The sequence below is a fragment of the Cupriavidus sp. C2SS-8b genome, from assembly GCF_057073745.1.
This window is the reverse complement of sequence record NZ_CP172716.1, coordinates 3466779-3483898: the sequence shown is the minus strand read 5'-3', so window position 1 is coordinate 3483898 and position 17120 is coordinate 3466779. Positions and strand designations below refer to the sequence as shown.

17 protein-coding genes are annotated in these 17120 nt (G+C 67.0%); 10 read left to right on the top strand and 7 right to left on the bottom strand.

What is annotated here, in order from left to right; all coding sequences use genetic code 11:
- The first annotated feature begins 297 nt into the window (after positions 1–297).
- Entirely contained in the window at positions 298–1686 is a 1389-nt protein-coding gene (locus tag ACIGJB_RS16245; protein ID WP_483730701.1) for an FAD-binding oxidoreductase, read from the top strand.
- Between the two features lie 38 nt (positions 1687–1724).
- Complete coding sequence (gene arfB, locus ACIGJB_RS16240; protein ID WP_483730700.1) at positions 1725–2129, top strand: alternative ribosome rescue aminoacyl-tRNA hydrolase ArfB; 405 nt, start codon at positions 1725–1727, stop codon at positions 2127–2129.
- Here the strand turns inward: arfB and ACIGJB_RS16235 are convergent.
- The 5 genes from ACIGJB_RS16235 to ACIGJB_RS16215 form a co-directional block, all read right to left on the bottom strand.
- Positions 2119–3189, bottom strand: coding sequence for a GNAT family N-acetyltransferase (locus ACIGJB_RS16235; RefSeq protein ID WP_483730699.1), 1071 nt, complete (start codon positions 3187–3189; stop codon positions 2119–2121). The two genes, arfB and ACIGJB_RS16235, sit on opposite strands and share 11 nt — an antisense overlap.
- Before the next feature lie 86 nt (positions 3190–3275).
- On the bottom strand, positions 3276–4154 hold the full coding sequence (gene htpX / locus ACIGJB_RS16230; protein WP_483730698.1) for a protease HtpX: 879 nt from the start codon (positions 4152–4154) through the stop codon (positions 3276–3278).
- A 112-nt stretch (positions 4155–4266) separates the two neighbouring features.
- Positions 4267–4641, bottom strand: a complete 375-nt coding sequence (locus ACIGJB_RS16225) for a hypothetical protein (RefSeq protein ID WP_483730697.1) — start codon at positions 4639–4641, stop codon at positions 4267–4269.
- Positions 4642–4699: 58 nt separating this feature from the next.
- A complete protein-coding gene (locus ACIGJB_RS16220) occupies positions 4700–6367 on the bottom strand; it encodes an NAD(P)-binding protein (RefSeq protein WP_483730696.1) in 1668 nt (555 codons plus the stop codon).
- Between the two features lie 21 nt (positions 6368–6388).
- A complete protein-coding gene (locus ACIGJB_RS16215; protein WP_483730695.1) occupies positions 6389–7900 on the bottom strand; it encodes a polyamine aminopropyltransferase in 1512 nt (503 codons plus the stop codon).
- A gap of 178 nt (positions 7901–8078) precedes the next feature.
- On the opposite strand from ACIGJB_RS16215, the gene ACIGJB_RS16210 reads away from it, so the two are divergent.
- The 8 genes from ACIGJB_RS16210 (at position 8079) to ACIGJB_RS16175 (ending at position 13717) form a co-directional block, all read left to right on the top strand.
- Positions 8079–8465 (top strand): DUF350 domain-containing protein, encoded by a 387-nt coding sequence (locus ACIGJB_RS16210; RefSeq protein ID WP_483730694.1) that lies wholly within the window; start codon positions 8079–8081, stop codon positions 8463–8465.
- A 40-nt stretch (positions 8466–8505) separates the two neighbouring features.
- Positions 8506–9537 carry an SPFH domain-containing protein gene (locus ACIGJB_RS16205; RefSeq protein WP_483730693.1) on the top strand — a complete coding sequence of 344 codons (1032 nt, stop codon included), beginning with the start codon at positions 8506–8508 and terminating at the stop codon, positions 9535–9537.
- A 9-nt stretch (positions 9538–9546) separates the two neighbouring features.
- Entirely contained in the window at positions 9547–11061 is a 1515-nt protein-coding gene (locus tag ACIGJB_RS16200; RefSeq protein ID WP_483730692.1) for a DUF4178 domain-containing protein, read from the top strand.
- 4 nt (positions 11062–11065) lie between these two features.
- The gene (locus tag ACIGJB_RS16195; protein WP_483730691.1) at positions 11066–11233 is read left to right on the top strand and encodes a hypothetical protein; all 168 of its coding nucleotides are present in this window, start codon (positions 11066–11068) and stop codon (positions 11231–11233) included.
- A 10-nt stretch (positions 11234–11243) separates the two neighbouring features.
- On the top strand, positions 11244–11657 hold the full coding sequence (gene speD, locus ACIGJB_RS16190; RefSeq protein ID WP_483730690.1) for an adenosylmethionine decarboxylase: 414 nt from the start codon (positions 11244–11246) through the stop codon (positions 11655–11657).
- A 41-nt stretch (positions 11658–11698) separates the two neighbouring features.
- Positions 11699–12145 (top strand): Cd(II)/Pb(II)-responsive transcriptional regulator, encoded by a 447-nt coding sequence (locus ACIGJB_RS16185; RefSeq protein ID WP_483709784.1) that lies wholly within the window; start codon positions 11699–11701, stop codon positions 12143–12145.
- A gap of 548 nt (positions 12146–12693) precedes the next feature.
- Positions 12694–13113 (top strand): nucleoside diphosphate kinase regulator, encoded by a 420-nt coding sequence (gene rnk / locus ACIGJB_RS16180; protein ID WP_483730689.1) that lies wholly within the window; start codon positions 12694–12696, stop codon positions 13111–13113.
- Between the two features lie 253 nt (positions 13114–13366).
- On the top strand, positions 13367–13717 hold the full coding sequence (locus ACIGJB_RS16175; protein ID WP_483730688.1) for a hypothetical protein: 351 nt from the start codon (positions 13367–13369) through the stop codon (positions 13715–13717).
- A 258-nt stretch (positions 13718–13975) separates the two neighbouring features.
- Here the strand turns inward: ACIGJB_RS16175 and ypfJ are convergent, their stop codons facing one another.
- A complete protein-coding gene (ypfJ, locus tag ACIGJB_RS16170) occupies positions 13976–14854 on the bottom strand; it encodes a KPN_02809 family neutral zinc metallopeptidase (protein WP_483730687.1) in 879 nt (292 codons plus the stop codon).
- Positions 14855–15601: 747 nt separating this feature from the next.
- Positions 15602–17065 carry a pyruvate kinase gene (gene pyk, locus ACIGJB_RS16165; RefSeq protein ID WP_483730686.1) on the bottom strand — a complete coding sequence of 488 codons (1464 nt, stop codon included), beginning with the start codon at positions 17063–17065 and terminating at the stop codon, positions 15602–15604.
- Positions 17066–17120: the final 55 nt, after the last annotated feature.

Below are 17120 nucleotides of genomic sequence, written 5' to 3'. Positions count from 1 at the left end.
GCAGGACAGGTGTCGCGCCTGCAACAGATTGTCCATCCTTGCCGAGACGAGGGGGCGTCACACCCGACATCGTTTTGGCGCGCTGGCGCGGTTGCCCCAACACGCGCCGTGCATCACGGTTGAAACACTTCTGCCTGATTGTGGGGATGCCTTCGCGGTCACGCATCGCAATACGTCTCCAGTCGGTGCGTTGGCGCACATGGCGCGCAATTTGCGTCGCTGAACCCCTGGACGGGCCGCCATCGCCCGCTCTCCCTTGTGCATGGCGGCCCCGGGATGTCAATGCGGAGGTTCGCCATGCCTGCACTGTCGAAAGACCTGCTTGCGTCACTGCGCACGGCCGTGCGCGGCAAGGTACTGCTGTCCGGCGAGCCCGGCTACGACGAATCGCGCGCAATCTGGAATGCCATGGTGGACAAGCGCCCCGCCGTGGTGGTGCAGTGCGCCGGAGTTGCCGACATCGCGGCAGCGGTGGCCTTTGCGCGTGACAACGGCCTGCTGCTCGCCGTGCGCGGCGGTGGCCACAATATTGCCGGCAAGGCGCTCTGCGATGACGGCGTCGTCATCGACCTGTCCGCCATGCGCGCCGTCCATATCGACACCGGCACACGGCGCGCCTGGGTAGAGCCCGGTGCGCTGCTGGCCGACTTCGACCACGAGGCCCAGGCTTGTGGGCTGGCGACGCCGCTGGGCATCAACTCGACCACGGGCGTGGCCGGGCTGACGCTTGGCGGCGGCTTCGGCTGGCTCACGCGAAAGTACGGCATGACTGTGGATAACCTGCTGTCGGCGCAAGTCGTGACCGCCGATGGCCAGCGCCTTCACGCGAGCGAGCAGGCCCACTCCGACCTGTTCTGGGCCCTGCGCGGCGGCGGCGGCAACTTCGGCGTGGTGACGCTGTTCGAATTCCGGCTGCACGCGGTCGGACCGCAGATCCTGGCCGGGCTGCTGGTCTTTCCCGCCGCGGAGGGGCGCGCGGTGCTCAGCCAGTACCGCGTGTTCACCGAGACCATGCCGGAAGACCTCAATATCTGGGTCGTGCTGCGCAAGGCGCCGCCGCTGCCGTTCCTGCCGACCGCCGTCCACGGCACCGACGTGGTGGTGCTGGCCGTGTTCTACGCGGGCGATCCGGCGCAGGGCGAGCCGCTGCTGGCGCCGTTGCGCAGCTTCGGCACCGTGCTCGGCGAGCACGCGGGCGCCATGCCCTACGTGGCCTGGCAGCAGGCATTCGATCCGCTGCTGGCGCCAGGCGCGCGCAACTACTGGAAATCGCACAACTTCACGCAGCTGCCGGACGAAGCCATCGACGCCATGATGGATTACTCCAGCCGCCTGCCGTCGCCGCACTCCGAGATCTTCATCGGGCAGGTCGGCGGGCGGGCCAACAGCGTTGCCGCCGATGCCACGGCCTACCACCACCGCGATGCGCGCTATGTCATGAACGTCCATACGCGCTGGGAAAGCCCCGCCGAGGACGCGGCCTGCGTGGCCTGGGCGCGCGACTTCTTCCGCGCCACCGAGCCCTATGCGACCGGCGGCGTGTACGTGAACTTCCTGACCGAGGATGAAGCGGGCCGCATCAGCGCGGCCTATGGGCCGAATTTCGAGCGCCTGGCGCGCATCAAGCAGAAGTACGACCCAGGCAACCTGTTCCGCGTGAACCAGAACATCGCGCCGGCTGCCTAGCCGCATGGCCCGGACATGCGCCTTGCTATGATGCGCGCATGTCCGGCGAATTCCTCATCCCCCACCACGAGTACGACATCACCGCGATTCGCGCGCAGGGCGCGGGGGGGCAGAATATCAACAAGGTGTCCAACGCCGTGCACCTGCGCTACGACGTGAACGCGTCCTCGCTCGCGCCGGACCACAAGGCGCGCCTGCTGCAGCTGCATGACCACCGCATCACGCGTGATGGCGTGGTGGTCATCAAGGCGCAGCAGCATCGCAGCCTTGAAATGAACCGCGAAGATGCCATCCGGCGGCTACACGAACTGGTGGCCAGCGTGGCGACACCGCCGCGCACGCGCCGCCCGACCCGCCCGACGCTGGCTTCGCGCAAACGCCGCCTGGAAGGCAAGAGCCAGCGCAGCCAGGTGAAAGCGCTGCGTGGACGCGTCACGGAGTGAGTGCGGGTAGTTCACGGCTCGCGTGCGCCATGGCAGCGACGGGCCGCCGATAGGCCGGGAAATAGCCATGGAGATCGCCGGCCGAAGCGATGCGCCCGGCCGAGAGCGACTGGTAGGCCTGCCGGTTGACGACCACGCGCTGCGTGCGGAACACATGCGTGTCCGGCGAAAACCCACGCTTGAATGCGTGCAACGAGTCCACAGCGGAGCCAAGGCCGCCACCAAGATGCAGCCGCGAGAAGCCATGCATGCGGCCCCATTCGCGCGCGGTGTGGATGATGATCTTGGTTGGCTGGCGGTGGCGGTAGTCCCAGTCGGACCCGGACAGGTGGTACTGCATGATGCCCGAGCGCCGGGACAGCGTGAACAGCGCGCCGCCGATGACTTCGTCCGCTTCTTCCGCCACCATCAGCAGCAGGTCGTCGCCCAGCTCTTCCACCAGGGAGCGGTAGTACTGCCCGTCGAAAAAGTAGTACTCCGCCGCACTGCGGCGCGTCATGGTCTCGTTGTAGAGGTCGATGAAGCGTGACAGCGCGTCAAAGTCGCGGTCCAGCCGCACCGTCACGCCTGCGCGCCGGGCGCGGTTGATGCCGAGCTTGTGGCGTGACTGGGTTTCCTGCCAGTGCTTTTCGGGCGCCTTGCTCAAGTCGATCGAAACGGTCTGGCCCTGCTCGAGCACGAGCCCCAGCGAACTCTTCCAGTGCGTGTTGAGCAGCGGGTGCAGCCGCAGGAACCAGGACACGCAGCCGGCTTCGCGCAGCATCGCTACCGCGGCGCAGAATGCCGCATCCGCGAAATTCGCCGGCGCCCCGATGCTCACGAGCGGGCCGCCATAGCCGTAGGCCGAGGTGGCGTCCCACAGGTCCCCGATGATGGGGCGACGGATGTACGGGACCAGCAATTCATGGTCGCCATCCGTCGCGTGCACGGCGAACGCCTGGCCGCGCTCGCTGTTCTGCGCCGCCTTCATCCACGCCGGCGTGTGGTAGCAATCATGGCTGCAGCGCTCCAGGGCGGCGCGCCACGCGGAACTGGTCGTGTCCAACAGCTTCGCTTGCATCTCTTGCCCCCTGACAGGATGCCTGCGGTGTCCGCCCCGGGTGCCGCCGTGGCGCTCCCGGACGAATCGCAGCGATGGATCGGATTTCAGCGTGCCGACTGCAGAGCCGCGATGCGCTGCTCGATCGGCGGATGGCTCGAGAACAGCGCCATCCACGATTTCCCTCCGGCAATGCCCATGGCCTGCATGTTCTGCGGCAGGCTGTCCGGCTCCTGGCCGCCGAGGCGGCGCAGCGCGGCGACCATCGGCGCCGGCGAGCCCATCAGGCCAGCCGCGCCCGCGTCGGCGCGGAACTCGCGGCGGCGCGAAAAGGTCGCGACGATGATGCTGGCCAGGATGCCGAAGATGATCTCGCAGACGATCACGGTGACCATGTAGCCGATGCCGGGCCCGCTCGACTCCTCATCGTTCTTGCGCAGCATCGAGTCGACGAAGTAGCCGACCACGCGCGCCAGGAAGATCACGAACGTGTTCACCACGCCCTGGATCAGCGTGAGCGTCACCATGTCGCCATTGGCCACGTGCGCCACTTCATGCGCCAGCACGGCTTCCACCTCGTCATGCGACATCGATTGCAGCAGACCGGTGGAGACGGCCACCAGCGAGCTGTTCTTCGTCGCGCCGGTCGCGAACGCGTTGGGCTCGCCCTCGTAGATCGCCACTTCGGGCATCGGCAGGCCCGCCTTCTGCGACAGCTTCTGCACGGTCTGCACGAGCCACAGTTCGGTGCTGGTGCTCGGGTGCGTGATGACCTGCGCGCCGGTGGACCACTTGGCGATGGTCTTGGACATCAGCAGCGAGATGAATGAGCCGCCGAAGCCCATCAGCGCGGCAAAGGCGAGCAGCATGCCGAAGTTGAGACCGTTGGCGGTCAGGAAGCGGTTCACGCCGAGGACGCTGGCGGTGATGCTGAGGACAAGCATGACGGCGAGGTTGGTCGCCAGGAAAAGCAGGACGCGTTTCATGAGAGTGGAACTGGACTACGGATAGGCGCGGACGAGCCGCAGGCGCGCGCGGCGCCTCCATGGCACGGCGCGCAGGAACGGTCATGCGCGGCGAATGCCGCGCAGGTGGGTGTCAGCCGCGTGGGGGACGCGGCAGGAGCGGAAGGTCCGGGTCGGGCAAGGCAGTCCCGGCGTAGCGCGGCGGCCTGGATTGGGCTGGGCCGGCGGCAAGACGGAACTCTGACCCGGGCAGAAGCTGCTCCGCAAGGTCGATGCCGGCTGGCGACGTGTCGGGCGCGTCGGCCGGATTCGCCGGAGCCGTGCTGCAAGATGCGGCATGTTCCGCCGCCTTGCACAGTCCAGCCGGATGGCTGTCCGCGTGCTGGGCGGCGTGGGCCACCTCCGTGACGGGCGCGACGGTACCGGCCCATGCCTGGAACGGCAGGAAGGCCAGCATCAGCACCAGCAGGAAGAGCCGGATATTGCGCACGCGGCAGCGGAAAATCAAGTGGAGGTTCCGGGAATTCTACAGGATGGCCACGGTGTGCGCGGTGACGTAATGAGCGCTAGCCAACGATGCGCGCGGCCGCTCGGGTGCCCCACCAGGCCGCCTCTTCGAACACCGACAGGCCCGACAGATCCGCGTGCGCGAACTGGATCGGACCGTCCACGGCACGCAGCGCATTCGTGCCGGCGTTGGCCAGGAAGCCGGGCAGCGGCGACGCCATGGCATGGCCGCGTGCCGTGATCTCCACCCGGTCGACGTGGCGCCAGAACCCGCGGCCATAGACTTCGCGCAGGTCGGTCACCGCATGGTCCATCAGTTCGGCGGCGCTGGCGTCGGCCAGCCAGCGCCGCACCTCGAGGGGCCGGGGCGGGCGGCCTAGCGCCGCGGCATCGAGCGGGCAATAGGCCGTGAAGACCGTGCGCGCCGGCGGCGCCTGCCGGATCAGCTGGTGCGTCGCGACTACATAGCCCAGCGCACGCGAGCCGTGGACGACGTTGTCCCAGGCCAGCGGCACGCCCGGTGCCTCGCCGGGAAAACCGCGCAGGTAAAAGCTCGACACCAGCCACGCTGCATGTGGCGGCAGATGGCGCGCCGGATCGAAGCCGAAGCGCGCGAGCGGCGTCAGGCGCGCGGCGACGTGCAGCGGCATCGCGCAGATCACGCGGCGCGCGCGCAGGCGCACGGTGCGCGGGGTGCCGTCGCGATCCGCCATGCCGGTGCAGAGTACGTCCACGCCCTCGCGCGATTCGTCGAGCCTGAGTGCCATGCCCGCACGATGCCAGTCCGCGCGCCCCGTCAGCGCGTCGATGCGTGCGGTCAGCTTCGACACCATGCCGTGCAAGCCGTCCGGCCAGGTCAGCACAGCGCCATCCGCGGCGTTGCGCGCATGGCCGCCGCGGCTGGCGAAGTAGTGCAGCCCCGCCCAGGCCGACACGGCATCATGGCCCGCGCCATAGTCGTCGCGGCAGCAGTAGTCGGCATACGTGTGCAACGTGGGCGACGTGAAGCCTTCGTCCAGCAGCCACTGGCGGAAGGTGCGTGCATCGAGCGCCGTCCACTTCGGGTCGCGCGAAGCGAGCGCGAGCGGGATCGCAAAGACCTTGCGGCCGTCATCGCCGTGCGCGTCGCGAAGCTCGCGGATGCGCGCGAAGAAGCGTGCATGCTGCTCGCGTTCGCCTGCACCGAGGCCATCCGTCGGCAGCAGGCCGTCATGCCACCGGCCGTTGCGGAAGTGGCGCTCCTCGGGCGCATGCACGATCACGCGTTCATCGAAGCGCGGGCGCACGCTGAACGGATCCTGCTCGATCACGCCGACGTCGGCGAGCATCTCGCGCATATGGGTCGATTCCGCCGACGGCAGCGGCAGGTAGTGCGCGCCGCGTGGGAAACCGAGGTCGCCAAACTGCCCGGCCGCGGTATTGCCGCCGAACTCGGGCCCGTCGATGACGATGAAATCGCGCAGGCCCGCGCGTGCGAGCTGCCAGGCGGCGGAAAGGCCCGCGGCACCGCTGCCGAGAATCGCGACATCCGTGCGTAGCTCCCCATCAGGCTTGGGCCACTGCGCGGCGTCGCGCAAGGCGTGCCCTTGTACCATGCCGGGCCGCAGCACGACCGGCGTGGGCTCGTACATGCCGACACCGGACAGGAAGCGGCGCGACGCATCGCCCAGCTTGCCGCAGCCGGCCAGCGCGGTCGACGCGCCGATCAGGAACGTGCGGCGATCCATCACCGTGCGCGCACCGTCGTATCAGCGGATGACATTGCCCCAGTCCCGCTCGAAGTCATGCACCAGCGACTGCTCGTTAAGCCGGTTAGGGTGGCCCGCGCGCGGTGCCATGTCGGGCGGGAAGCGGAACATCAGCGCGGTGCTGTCCGCATCCAGGAAGCGCATCGGCATGTCGTAGTGCGAGGGCGGCGTGTAGTCGCCGCGCTTGCCGGCGAGGATGAAACCCCATTCGCCGAATGACGGCACATAGGCGTGGTAAGGCCAGGTATGCAGACCGGCTTCGTGCAGCGTCGCGTCGATGCCCCAGAACGAGCGCGGCGCGTAGTACGGCGAGGTGGACTGCACCACGGCATAGCCCTTCTCGGCGAGATGCCTCGACAGCAGCCGGTACATCGGCACCGAGTACAGCTTGCCGAGCCCGAAATTGGACGGGTCAGGCAGGTCGACGATGATCGCGTCGAAGACGTCCGCGTTCTGCTCCATCCATTGCGCGGCATCGGCGTTGATGACCTTCACGCGCGCATCGCGCAGCGAGTCCCGGTTGAGCGCGCGCAGCGGCGCGCTGTGCGAGAACAGCGTAGTCATGGCCGGGTCCAGGTCGACCAGCGTCACATGTTCGATGTTCCGATGGCGCAAGATCTCGCGCAGCGCCAGGCCATCGCCGCCGCCGATCACGAGCACCGTGCGCGCCCACGGCAGCGCCTGCAGCACGGGATGCACCAGCGCCTCGTGGTAGCGGTGCTCGTCGCGCGAGGAAAACTGCAGGTTGCCGTTGATATAGAGACGCAGGTCGTCCTTCCAGCGCGTGATCACCAGCCGCTGGTACGGCGTCGATTCGCTGTGGATGATCTCGTCGCCGAACAGCCCGCGCTCGGCCCAGTGCGTAAGCCGGTCCGAGCCGGCAAAGCCCGCGCCGAGCAGCGCAATCACGACCAGTGCGCGCATCGTGCGCAGCGGCACCTGCGGCAGCTCGTCGCGGAACAGGCGCGTGGTGTAGAGCGCCACCGCCGCGTTGAGCATGCCGAACAGGAAACCCGTGCGCGACAGGCCCAGCCGCGGCGCCAGCACCAGCGGGAACACCAGCGACACCGCCAGCGCACCCAGGTAGTCGAACGTCAGCACGCGGCTCACCAGGTCGCTGAATTCGGCGCGGCGCGCGTTCAGGATGCGCATGACCAGCGGGATCTCCATGCCCACCAGCACGCCGGTCAGGAACACCAGCGCATACAGCGCCGTGCGGAACGGCGCCGACAGCCACGCGAACACCACGAACAGCAGCGCCGCCGAGATGCCGCCGAGCAGGCCGACCAGCACTTCGATGTCGATGAAGCGCGCGAGCACGTCCTCGTCCTTCACATAGCGCGACAGCCACGAGCCCACGCCCATGGCGAACAGGTAGCAGCCGATGATCGACGAGAACTGGAGGATGGAATCGCCCAGCAGGTAGCTGGACAAGGCGCCGGCGATCAGTTCGTAGCCAAGCCCGCAAGAAGCTACGATCAACACCGAAATGACAAGGGTACGGTCGCGCATCAGGCGGCGGTCTGGGGAATTTGCGAGGATCGGGAGATCGAGCGGATGAGACTGCGGATATACTTGCGGCGCATTCGCGCGCTGCCGGCGCAATCGTAGTCAAATGTCCCATGACATGCCCGGCATGGGTTCCATGTCACCGGACACCGGCGCTGTCGACAACCGCCACGGAAACAGCATGCAACCGATCTACGCCTACGCCCTGCACCTGCTGGCAAGCCTGGTACTGCTTGCCGTGTTCGTCGGAGTCTACACCAGGATCACGCCGTTCCACGAGTTCGCGCTGATCCGCCAGGGCAACATCGCGGCGGCGCTGTCGCTCGGTGGGGCGATCCTTGGATTCTGCTTCACGCTGTCGTCGTCGATCCAGCACAACGACACCTTTCCGACGTTCCTGACGTGGGCGGTCGGCGCCATGGTGGTCCAGGCGCTGGTCTACGCGGGCCTCACGCGCGCGCTGCCCGACATGGACGCCGCCATCGAATCCGACAATATCGGCATGGGGGCCCTGATGGGCACCATCTCGGTCACCGTGGGCGCGATCAACGCGGCCTGCCTGTCCTGAACCGCGCTTCGCGCGCATCCACGCCGCAAGGAGACCTGACATGAGCATCGGTTCTTTCATCAAGAAGCAGTTCATCGACATCCTCCAGTGGACGGAGGACACCGACGGCGTGCTGGCCTGGCGCTATCCGATGGAGGACATGGAGATCCAGTACGGCGGCAGCCTGACCGTGCGCGAGTCGCAGATGGCGGTGTTCGTCAACGAAGGCAAGATCGCCGACGTGTTCGGGCCCGGCATGTACAAGCTCACCACGCAGACGCTGCCGGTGCTGACCTACCTGAAGAACTGGGACAAGCTGTTCGAGTCGCCCTTCAAGTCCGACGTCTACTTCTTCAGCACGCGCCTGCAGATCGGGCGCAAGTGGGGCACGCCGCAGGCCATCACCATCCGCGACGCGGACTTCGGCATGGTGCGGCTGCGCGCGTTCGGCCTGTATTCGTACAAGGTCGCCGACCCGGCGAAGTTCTACAGCGAGATCAGCGGCACGCGCGCCGAATACACGCGCGATGAAGTGGAAGAGCAGCTGCGCAACCTGCTGATCGCCACCATGACCAACGCGCTTGGCGCGTCGTCGCTGCCGTTCCTCGACATGGCCGCCAACCAGGCGCTGATGTCGCAGACCATCCGCGAGCGGCTGGCGCCGGAGTTCGAGCGCTACGGCGTGGCGCTGGACAACTTCGCGGTCACCAATGTCTCGCTGCCGGAAGAACTGCAGAAGGCCATCGACACCCGCATCTCGATGGGCATGATGGGGGACATGGCGAAGTATACGCAGTACCAGGTCGCCAGTTCAATCCCGCTGGCCGCGCAGAACGAAGGCGGTGTCGCCGGCCTGGGCGCCAGTCTGGCTGCGGGCGCGGTGATGGGTCAGGCGATGGCCGGCGGTCTGGCCGGCACGGCGGGAGCGCCGGGCGTACCCGCCCCTGCGGTACCGCCCGCCACGGCGGCTACCGCTGCGGAAGATCCGGCCGCGCGCCTGCAGAAGCTCAAGGAACTGCTCGACAAGACGCTGATCACCCAGGCCGAGTTCGACAGCGCCAAGGCGGAGATCCTGAAGAAGCTGGTCGGCTGACGGGGCTGCATGCAACAGGTCAACTGTCCCGGTTGCGGCGCGGAGGTCGCGTTCCGTTCCTCCGCCGCCGTCATGGCCGTATGCGAGTACTGCCACAGCACGCTGGTCAAGGACGCCGACTCCGTCAAGGACATCGGCAAGATGTCGGCCGTGCTGGAAGACTACACGCCGCTGCAGCTCCACGCGTCGGGCCAATGGCAGGGACAGGGCTTCACGCTGGTCGGGCGCATCCAGCTGCGTTATGAAGCCGGGTTGTGGAACGAGTGGTATCTGCTGTTCGACGATGGCAGCGACGGCTGGCTGGCCGATGCATCGGGCCAATACATGCTTACGCGCCGCGTATCGCCGGAACTGGCCGCGGCCGAACAATTCGACAAGCCGCCGAAGTTCGAATCGCTGCGCCCCGGCGACAGCCTGTTTTACGACAAGCGCCGCTGGCTAGCGGCCGATGTGCGCACCGCGCGCTGCACCGGTGGCGAAGGCGAGTTGCCTTTCGTCGTCGGCACGGGCTGGACCGCGCAGGTGGCCGACTTCCGCGACGAAGGCCGCTTCCTGACGCTCGACTATGCCGACGGCTATCCGCCGGCCGTCTACACGGGCCAGCTGGTCACGCTGGACCAGCTCAAGGCCCAGCTGCTGCGCGGCGTCGATGAAGTCGGCCGTACGGCGGACCGCTATCGCGGCAAGGCGGTATCGCTGGCCTGCCCGAACTGCGGCAGCCCGATTGCCTATCGCGCCGGCATGGCCAGCTTCGTCGTCTGCGGCAGCTGCCACAGCGAGGTCGATTGCACCACCTCCACCGCCATCGTGCTCGAAAAGCACAAGGAGCTGGAGGCGCTGAAAACCAGCCTGGCGCCGGGCGATATCGGACAGATCGGCGGCAAGCCCTATGCCGTCCTCGGCCTGATGCAATGCACGGACAACGACGAGGACGAAGCGTCGACGTGGGTCGAATACCTGCTCTTCAACGAGGAGCGCGGCCTGTTCTGGCTGGTCGAGCAGGACAGCGGCTGGGACAAGGTCGAAGTGCTCGACACCTGGCCGCGCATGGCCTCGGCGGACGTCGCCACGTTGCAGGGCAAGAACTTCCGCAAGGGCTCCGACTACCGCAGCGAAGTCCTTTATGCCGCGGGCACGTTCAACTGGCGCGTGCGCGTGGGCGACAGTACGCAGCTCACGGAATTCGGCGAACCGGCGCTGCGGCTCACGCGTGAAACATCCGCGACCGAGATCGTCTGGACGCGCTCGAGCCCGGTCACGCGTATGCAGGTGGCGCAATGGTTCCCGCGAAACAAGGCGCTGATCGCGGCCGCCGCGCAGCCGGGCGCGGCCCTGCGCAAGAAGCCTGACAACGCCGACCTGGCGTTCTGCCGCAAGGCGGCGAAGTGGTACGCGATTGCGCTGGCCATCCTCAATGTGCCGGTGGCGCTGGTGAAGGACGGCGGCTGGATCACGCTGGCGTTCGGATTGCTGCTGCTGTGGGTGCCACTATGGCTGGTGGGCCGCTGGTCAGCCAAGGACTGATGACGTGCGACTTCTCTATCTGATCTACGGCCTGATCGTGCTGTTCGGCGCGACCTTCTACAACCTCGGGTCGGGCAGCGACTACAAGTCCGGCGGCTCGGGCGGTTCCGGCCGGGTATGGGGCGGCAGCAGCGGCGGTGGCAGTTGGTCGTCGGGTGGCGGGCACAAGTGAGACGCGCATCGTGAACGCCCCGCAATTGCCTTGCCCGGCCGTGCTCGGCCGCCACCTGCTGCTCGATCTGCAGGGCGTCGCGCCGGCATTGCTGACCGACGCGGCACTGGTCGAGCGCGTGCTGTACGCGTCGGCACAGGCGGCCGGCGCGACGCCCGTGGATGCGCGCTTCCAGCACTTCGGGCCGGGGCTCGGCGTGACGGGCGTGCTGCTGCTCAAGGAGTCGCACATCAGTATCCATACATGGCCCGAATACGGCTTCGCGGCTGTGGATATCTTCATGTGCGGCACGGCCAGGCCCGAACTGGCCGCCGAACATATCCGCGCCGCGCTGGCGCCGCGCGCCACGACGCTGCGCGACGAGGCGCGCGGCATTGCGGGTGCCGCCGAGGACGCTTCGGCAAGCTCGCCCGGTCTGGGCTAGACTACGCAAAACCCCGTAGTCACTACAGAGATTCCGGCTCTATGCGAATCGGCGAACTTTCCCGGCATAGCGGTTGCGATATTGAAACCATCCGCTACTACGAGCGCGAAGGCGTGCTCGACGCCCCGCAGCGCGAGGCCAACGGCTATCGACGCTACGGCGACACCCACCTGATGCAGCTCAATTTCGTGCGGCACTGCCGTTCGTTGGGCATGAGCCTGTCGGACGTGCGCCGGCTGCGCGATTTCGAGCGCAACCCGTCGCAGGACTGTGATGATGTCAACGCCTTGCTGGACCGCCAGATCGAACAGATCCACGCCCAGCGCGTGGCGCTGGAAGCGCTGGAAAGCCAGCTGCGCGCCTTGCGCGAGACCTGTCATCACCAGCACCAGGCCGCCAGCGAATGCGGCATCCTGCAGAATCTGCAGCAGGCCGCGGCCGGTGCGCCGTGCGAATGCCACGCGCCCGCCACTGGCCACGCCCACTGAACCGGGCGCGCCGCGCCGGCCATCTGCCTGTGCTACGATGGCCGTTCCTGCACCAGGCCGGTGCGGAGACAATCGAAGCCCTGCTGCCGGATGTTCGGATCAACGTTTTGCCGTTGCCGCGCTCCGTTCCGGGTTTCCTTACCTGATCCTGATTCCTGTTATCCGCGTGACCGCCATGCCAGCCCGCCATTCGCTGCCCACCGTACCTGCCCGCCCCGCGCGACAGGTACGCGCGCGCGCCGGCGCTCCCGCACTGGCCACGCGCATGACGCCCCGCCGCCGGGTCAGCGCTCCGCCTGATCCCGCCCGGTTCCCAGCCTGACAGTCCCACTACCAGGGGCCCGGGCCGAACCGGGCCCGAGCCTCACGCCTGCCGCGTGACACCGATGCGCCTTGCCGGCGCCGCGTGACGCTGCAACGCCGGCACTGATTCACCGCTTCACCGTTCACTGTTCCCTGATGTTCCCGCATGGTCCGTCGGCAAATGCCGTCCGGTCGCCGTGCCGGACTTAACCTGACCGCCACCGACACCTGACGGAGGATTAGCCATGACGGCCACCAACCCGACCGCAACGACCCTCTACCTGACCGAACTCGACGTCACGCGCCTGGAGCGCATGGCCAGCCGCCCGGGCGCGGCCCACATGGCCGATATGCTCGATGAACTGCTCGCGCGCGCGGCCATCGTGACGCCGCAGGAGATCCCGACCGACGTGGTCACCATGAACTCGCGCCTGGTCTGCGCGCTGCAAGGCGATGCCGCGCCGCGCCAGTGGACGCTGGTTTACCCCGACGAAGCCGACTTCGATGTCGGCCGCCTCTCCGTGCTGTCGCCGGTGGGCCAGGCGCTGCTGGGCGCTCGTGCCGGGCAGACCGTCAACTACCGCATGCCCGATGGCCGCGAACAGCACGTGACGGTCACCGAGATCACGTTCCAGCCGGAGGCCAGCGGCCAGTACACGCTTTGATCCTGTGGAACGGGGGCCGCAGGCCCCCCGGTGCCAATGGGCGCGCACCATGCGGATGGCGGTCCACACACGCCGTTCGTCACCAAGTCCGTCGTTTCACGACTAGCAACTCACCATTCGTCGCAGCGTCATTTCCGATGACGTAGCCAGTGACTAAGCTTCAGTCCGTGCTCGCACCGCAACAAAGATTGCGTGGCGGCAAGACGTTAGCTGGTCACACAAAGCAAGACGAAATCAGTTGAAGGAGTCCGAAATGATCGCCAGACGCATTCTTGGTGGCGCGTTCGTGGTAGCGGCTTTGGTCGCATCCGCCGCGGCGATGGCTGCCCCCGCCGCGACCAGCAAGGCCGGCAAATTCGATGTCTACGCCGATGCACTGCGTGGCAAGTTCGACCCGTTCGTGGACGGCACCAAGCAAGGGAAGTACGACGTTTACACCGACGGCGCACGCCAGGACCGCTACAACCCTTATACGGATGGCGCCCGCAAGGACCGCTTCAATCCCTATACGGACGGGGCGGCCGTCTTCAGCGGCGAGATCTCCGCGAGCTCGACCGACAACTCGCGCACGGGTGACGGCTCGCTGTACGGGTATCGCGTCTGACGTACTTGCCCGGGTTCTCCCAGGACCTGCAGCGGCCACCTCGGTGGCCGCAAGTTTTCTCTCCCGCCTGCCCGGCAGACCTCCTCCTTCTCTCTGCGCCGGGCAGGCGATTTTTCCCCTGATGATGACAAGCTGAGTCCGGCATCCGATTCGGTGGCGGCCGTACGTCCGTGCGTCCCTGCGTCCGCTTGGTCGCGCAGTGCCTCGGGAACGGACAGGCATTACGTGGCGAACAACGCGCGCATCACACTCGCCGGGTCAAAGCTGGCGCGCGGCGAAGGTATCGCACTTGCGGATATCGCCCGTGGTCAGGCCCTGGCGCAACCAGCGCACGCGCTGCTCGCTGGTGCCGTGGGTAAAGGCTTCCGGCACGACATAGCCTTGTGACTGCTTCTGCAGCCGGTCGTCGCCGATGGCGGCGGCGGCCTTCAGGCCTTCCTCGATATCGCCGGGTTCGAGCAGTTGCTGGTTGGCGCGCTGCGCATTGGCGGCCCAGACGCCGGCCAGGCAGTCGGCCTGCAACTCCATGCGCACCGACAGCTGGTTGGCCTGCGCCTCGCCCATGCGCCGGCGCGCGGCATCGACCTTGTCGGAGACGCCCAGCAGGTTCTGCACGTGGTGGCCGATTTCATGCGCGATCACATACGCCTGCGCAAAGTCACCGCCCGCGCCGAAGCGCCGGCGCAGCTCGTCATAGAAAGCCAGGTCGATATAGACCTTGTGATCGCCGGGGCAGTAGAACGGGCCCATGGCCGATTGCCCCGTGCCGCACGCGGTCGGCGTCGCGCCCGAGAACAGCACGAGCTTGGGCGGATCGTAGCGCCGGTTCAGCTCGGTCTCGAAGATGTGCTCCCATGTCCGCTCGGTATTGCCCAGCACCTTGCGGGTGAACACCGTCATCTGGTCATTGGCCGGCGGCCGGTTGGCCTGCTGATGCTGCTGGGGGGGCTGCTGGCCTTGCAGCACCGACGCGCCCTGCATGATGACCGAGGGATCGATGCCAAAGAAGTAAGAGGCGGCAAGGGCGATGATGACCGTGCCGATGCCAATGGTCTTCGGACCACCGAACCCGCCGCCGCCAAAGCCGCCGCGGCGGTCTTCCACGTTCTGGCTTTCGGATTCGTCATCGAGACGCATGGGGGGTGCTCCGGGGATTGGGTGAAGGGTTTTGCGTTGAAGTATAGCAATGCGGGTCAGTGTGGTTTTTTGGTGCAGGATGACCGCCGCGGAGCACCATCCGTCCGGTTCATGGCGACCCAGTCCGCCTCCAAAAAACGGTTCTTCGCTGAATTGCGGGGATGTCGTGCTTGGCAGGCGCTGCTGTTTCGCCGGCGTAGCCGGCGAGAAACCGAGGGAAGGGAAGAAACGAGGCACCGGCGCCTGCACCGTTGATGCCGTCCCGCCTGCCGACTTGTGAGCCGCGTAGCAGCCGTAGGCGATGATGCGATATCGCAGGCAGTGTCGAGCCACGGACAGGTTCGGGGCTGGTTCAATCATTGCTGGAGAGCCTGCAGGTGGACGCGCACCACGCGGCAGGCAGCGGGGCAGACTCTGAAGCGAGTACCCGTACGAAATTCTTCGCACGCTACGATCAATATTCGTCCGCTAGGACAAGTAAACGCGCTTCTTTGCTTACTTTCTTGTCGCTCGGACAAGAAAGTAAGTCGCCGGCTACGCCGGCGAAACAGCAGCGCTTGCCAAGCGCAACAACCCATTCGATGCTACGCCGGCGAAACAGCGGCGCCAGCCAAGAACGGCCCCGCAATTCCCCGAAGACCCAAAAAAACGCCACCCGCGCAGCCTTGGAGAAGGCCTTCGCGGGTGGCGGGCGGCAACTGGCACCACCGGGGCACGGCCAGTGCCCCGACCACTACAAAAAAGCGATCAGACCGTGGCGACCTCGCGGGCGGTGTCCACCGCGGCCACCGCATTGCCACCGACTTCCGCCACACGCAGCAGGTTGGTCGTCCCGCCCTGGCCAAATGGCATGCCGGCGGCAATCGTGATCTGGTCGCCGGGCGCGGCATAGCCTTCGACCAACGCAGCGCGCGTAGCCGCTTCCACCATCTCGTCGACGCTCTTCACATCGGGGCTCACGGTCGAGTGGATACCCCATGCAATCGCCAGCCGCCGCGCGATCTCAAGGTTCGGCGTGATGCTGACGATCGGCGCGCACGGCCGCTCGCGCGCCGCGCGCAGCGCCGTGGCTCCGGAAGACGTGTAGGTGACGGTCGCCGCGGCACCGATGATCTGCGTGACTTCGCGCAGCGCCGCGCAGATGGCGTCCTGGCGCGTGTTCAGCGGCGTTTCGTGCTGGGCGTCGAGCAGGTTGCGGTAGAGCGGATCGCGTTCCACTTCCGTGACGATGCGGTTCATCATCGACACGGCCGGCACCGGGTAGCGGCCGTTGGCCGACTCGGCCGACAGCATCACCGCATCGGCGCCTTCATAAATGGCGCTTGCCACATCGGAGGCTTCGGCACGCGTCGGCACCGGCGAATCAATCATCGACTCGAGCATCTGCGTGGCGATCACCACCGGCTTGCCGAGCTGGCGGCACACGCGCAGGATGCGCTTCTGCACGCCGGGCACGCGCTCGGGCGGCAATTCCACGCCGAGGTCGCCACGTGCGACCATCACCGAGTCCGACACACGCACGATCTCTTCGAGCTGCTGCAGCGCGGCCGGCTTTTCGATCTTCGACAGGATGCCGGCCCGCGTGCCGACGATCTCGCGCGCTTCGACGATGTCGGACGGGCGCTGCACGAAGGACAGGCCAATCCAGTCAGCGCCGAGCGACAGCGCGAAGTCCAGGTCCTTGCGGTCCTTCTCGGTCAACGCAGGAATGGGGATCACCGCGTCGGGCACGTTCACGCCCTTGCGGTCGGACAGCGTGCCGTTGTTCACCACGCGCGTGGTGATGCTGCCGCTGGCCACGGCTTCGATCGCCAGGCGCACCTTGCCATCATCGATCAGCAGCGACTGCCCCGGCTGCGCCGCGCGGAACAGTTCCGGGTGCGGAAGGTGCACGCGCGTGCCGTCGCCGGGGGTCGGATCGCTATCGAGCACGAACGGATCGCCGGCACGCACCGCCACCTTGCCCGCAGCAAACACGCCGATGCGCAGCTTGGGACCCTGCAAGTCGGCCAGGATCGCGATCGGGCGGCCGGTCTCGGCTTCGATCTGGCGCACCGCGTCGTAACGCGCGCGGTGGTCTTCATGCGTGCCGTGGCTGAAGTTCAGGCGGAACACGTCGGCCCCGGCTTCGAACAGCTGTCGGATCACCGCGATATCGGTGCTCGCGGGTCCGAGCGTGGCAACGATCTTGGCTTTGCGCTGGCGTCTCATGATGTCTCCTCTTCCATTCTCGGAACGGCGCGCCATGGTTGGCGTGCCGGTAATG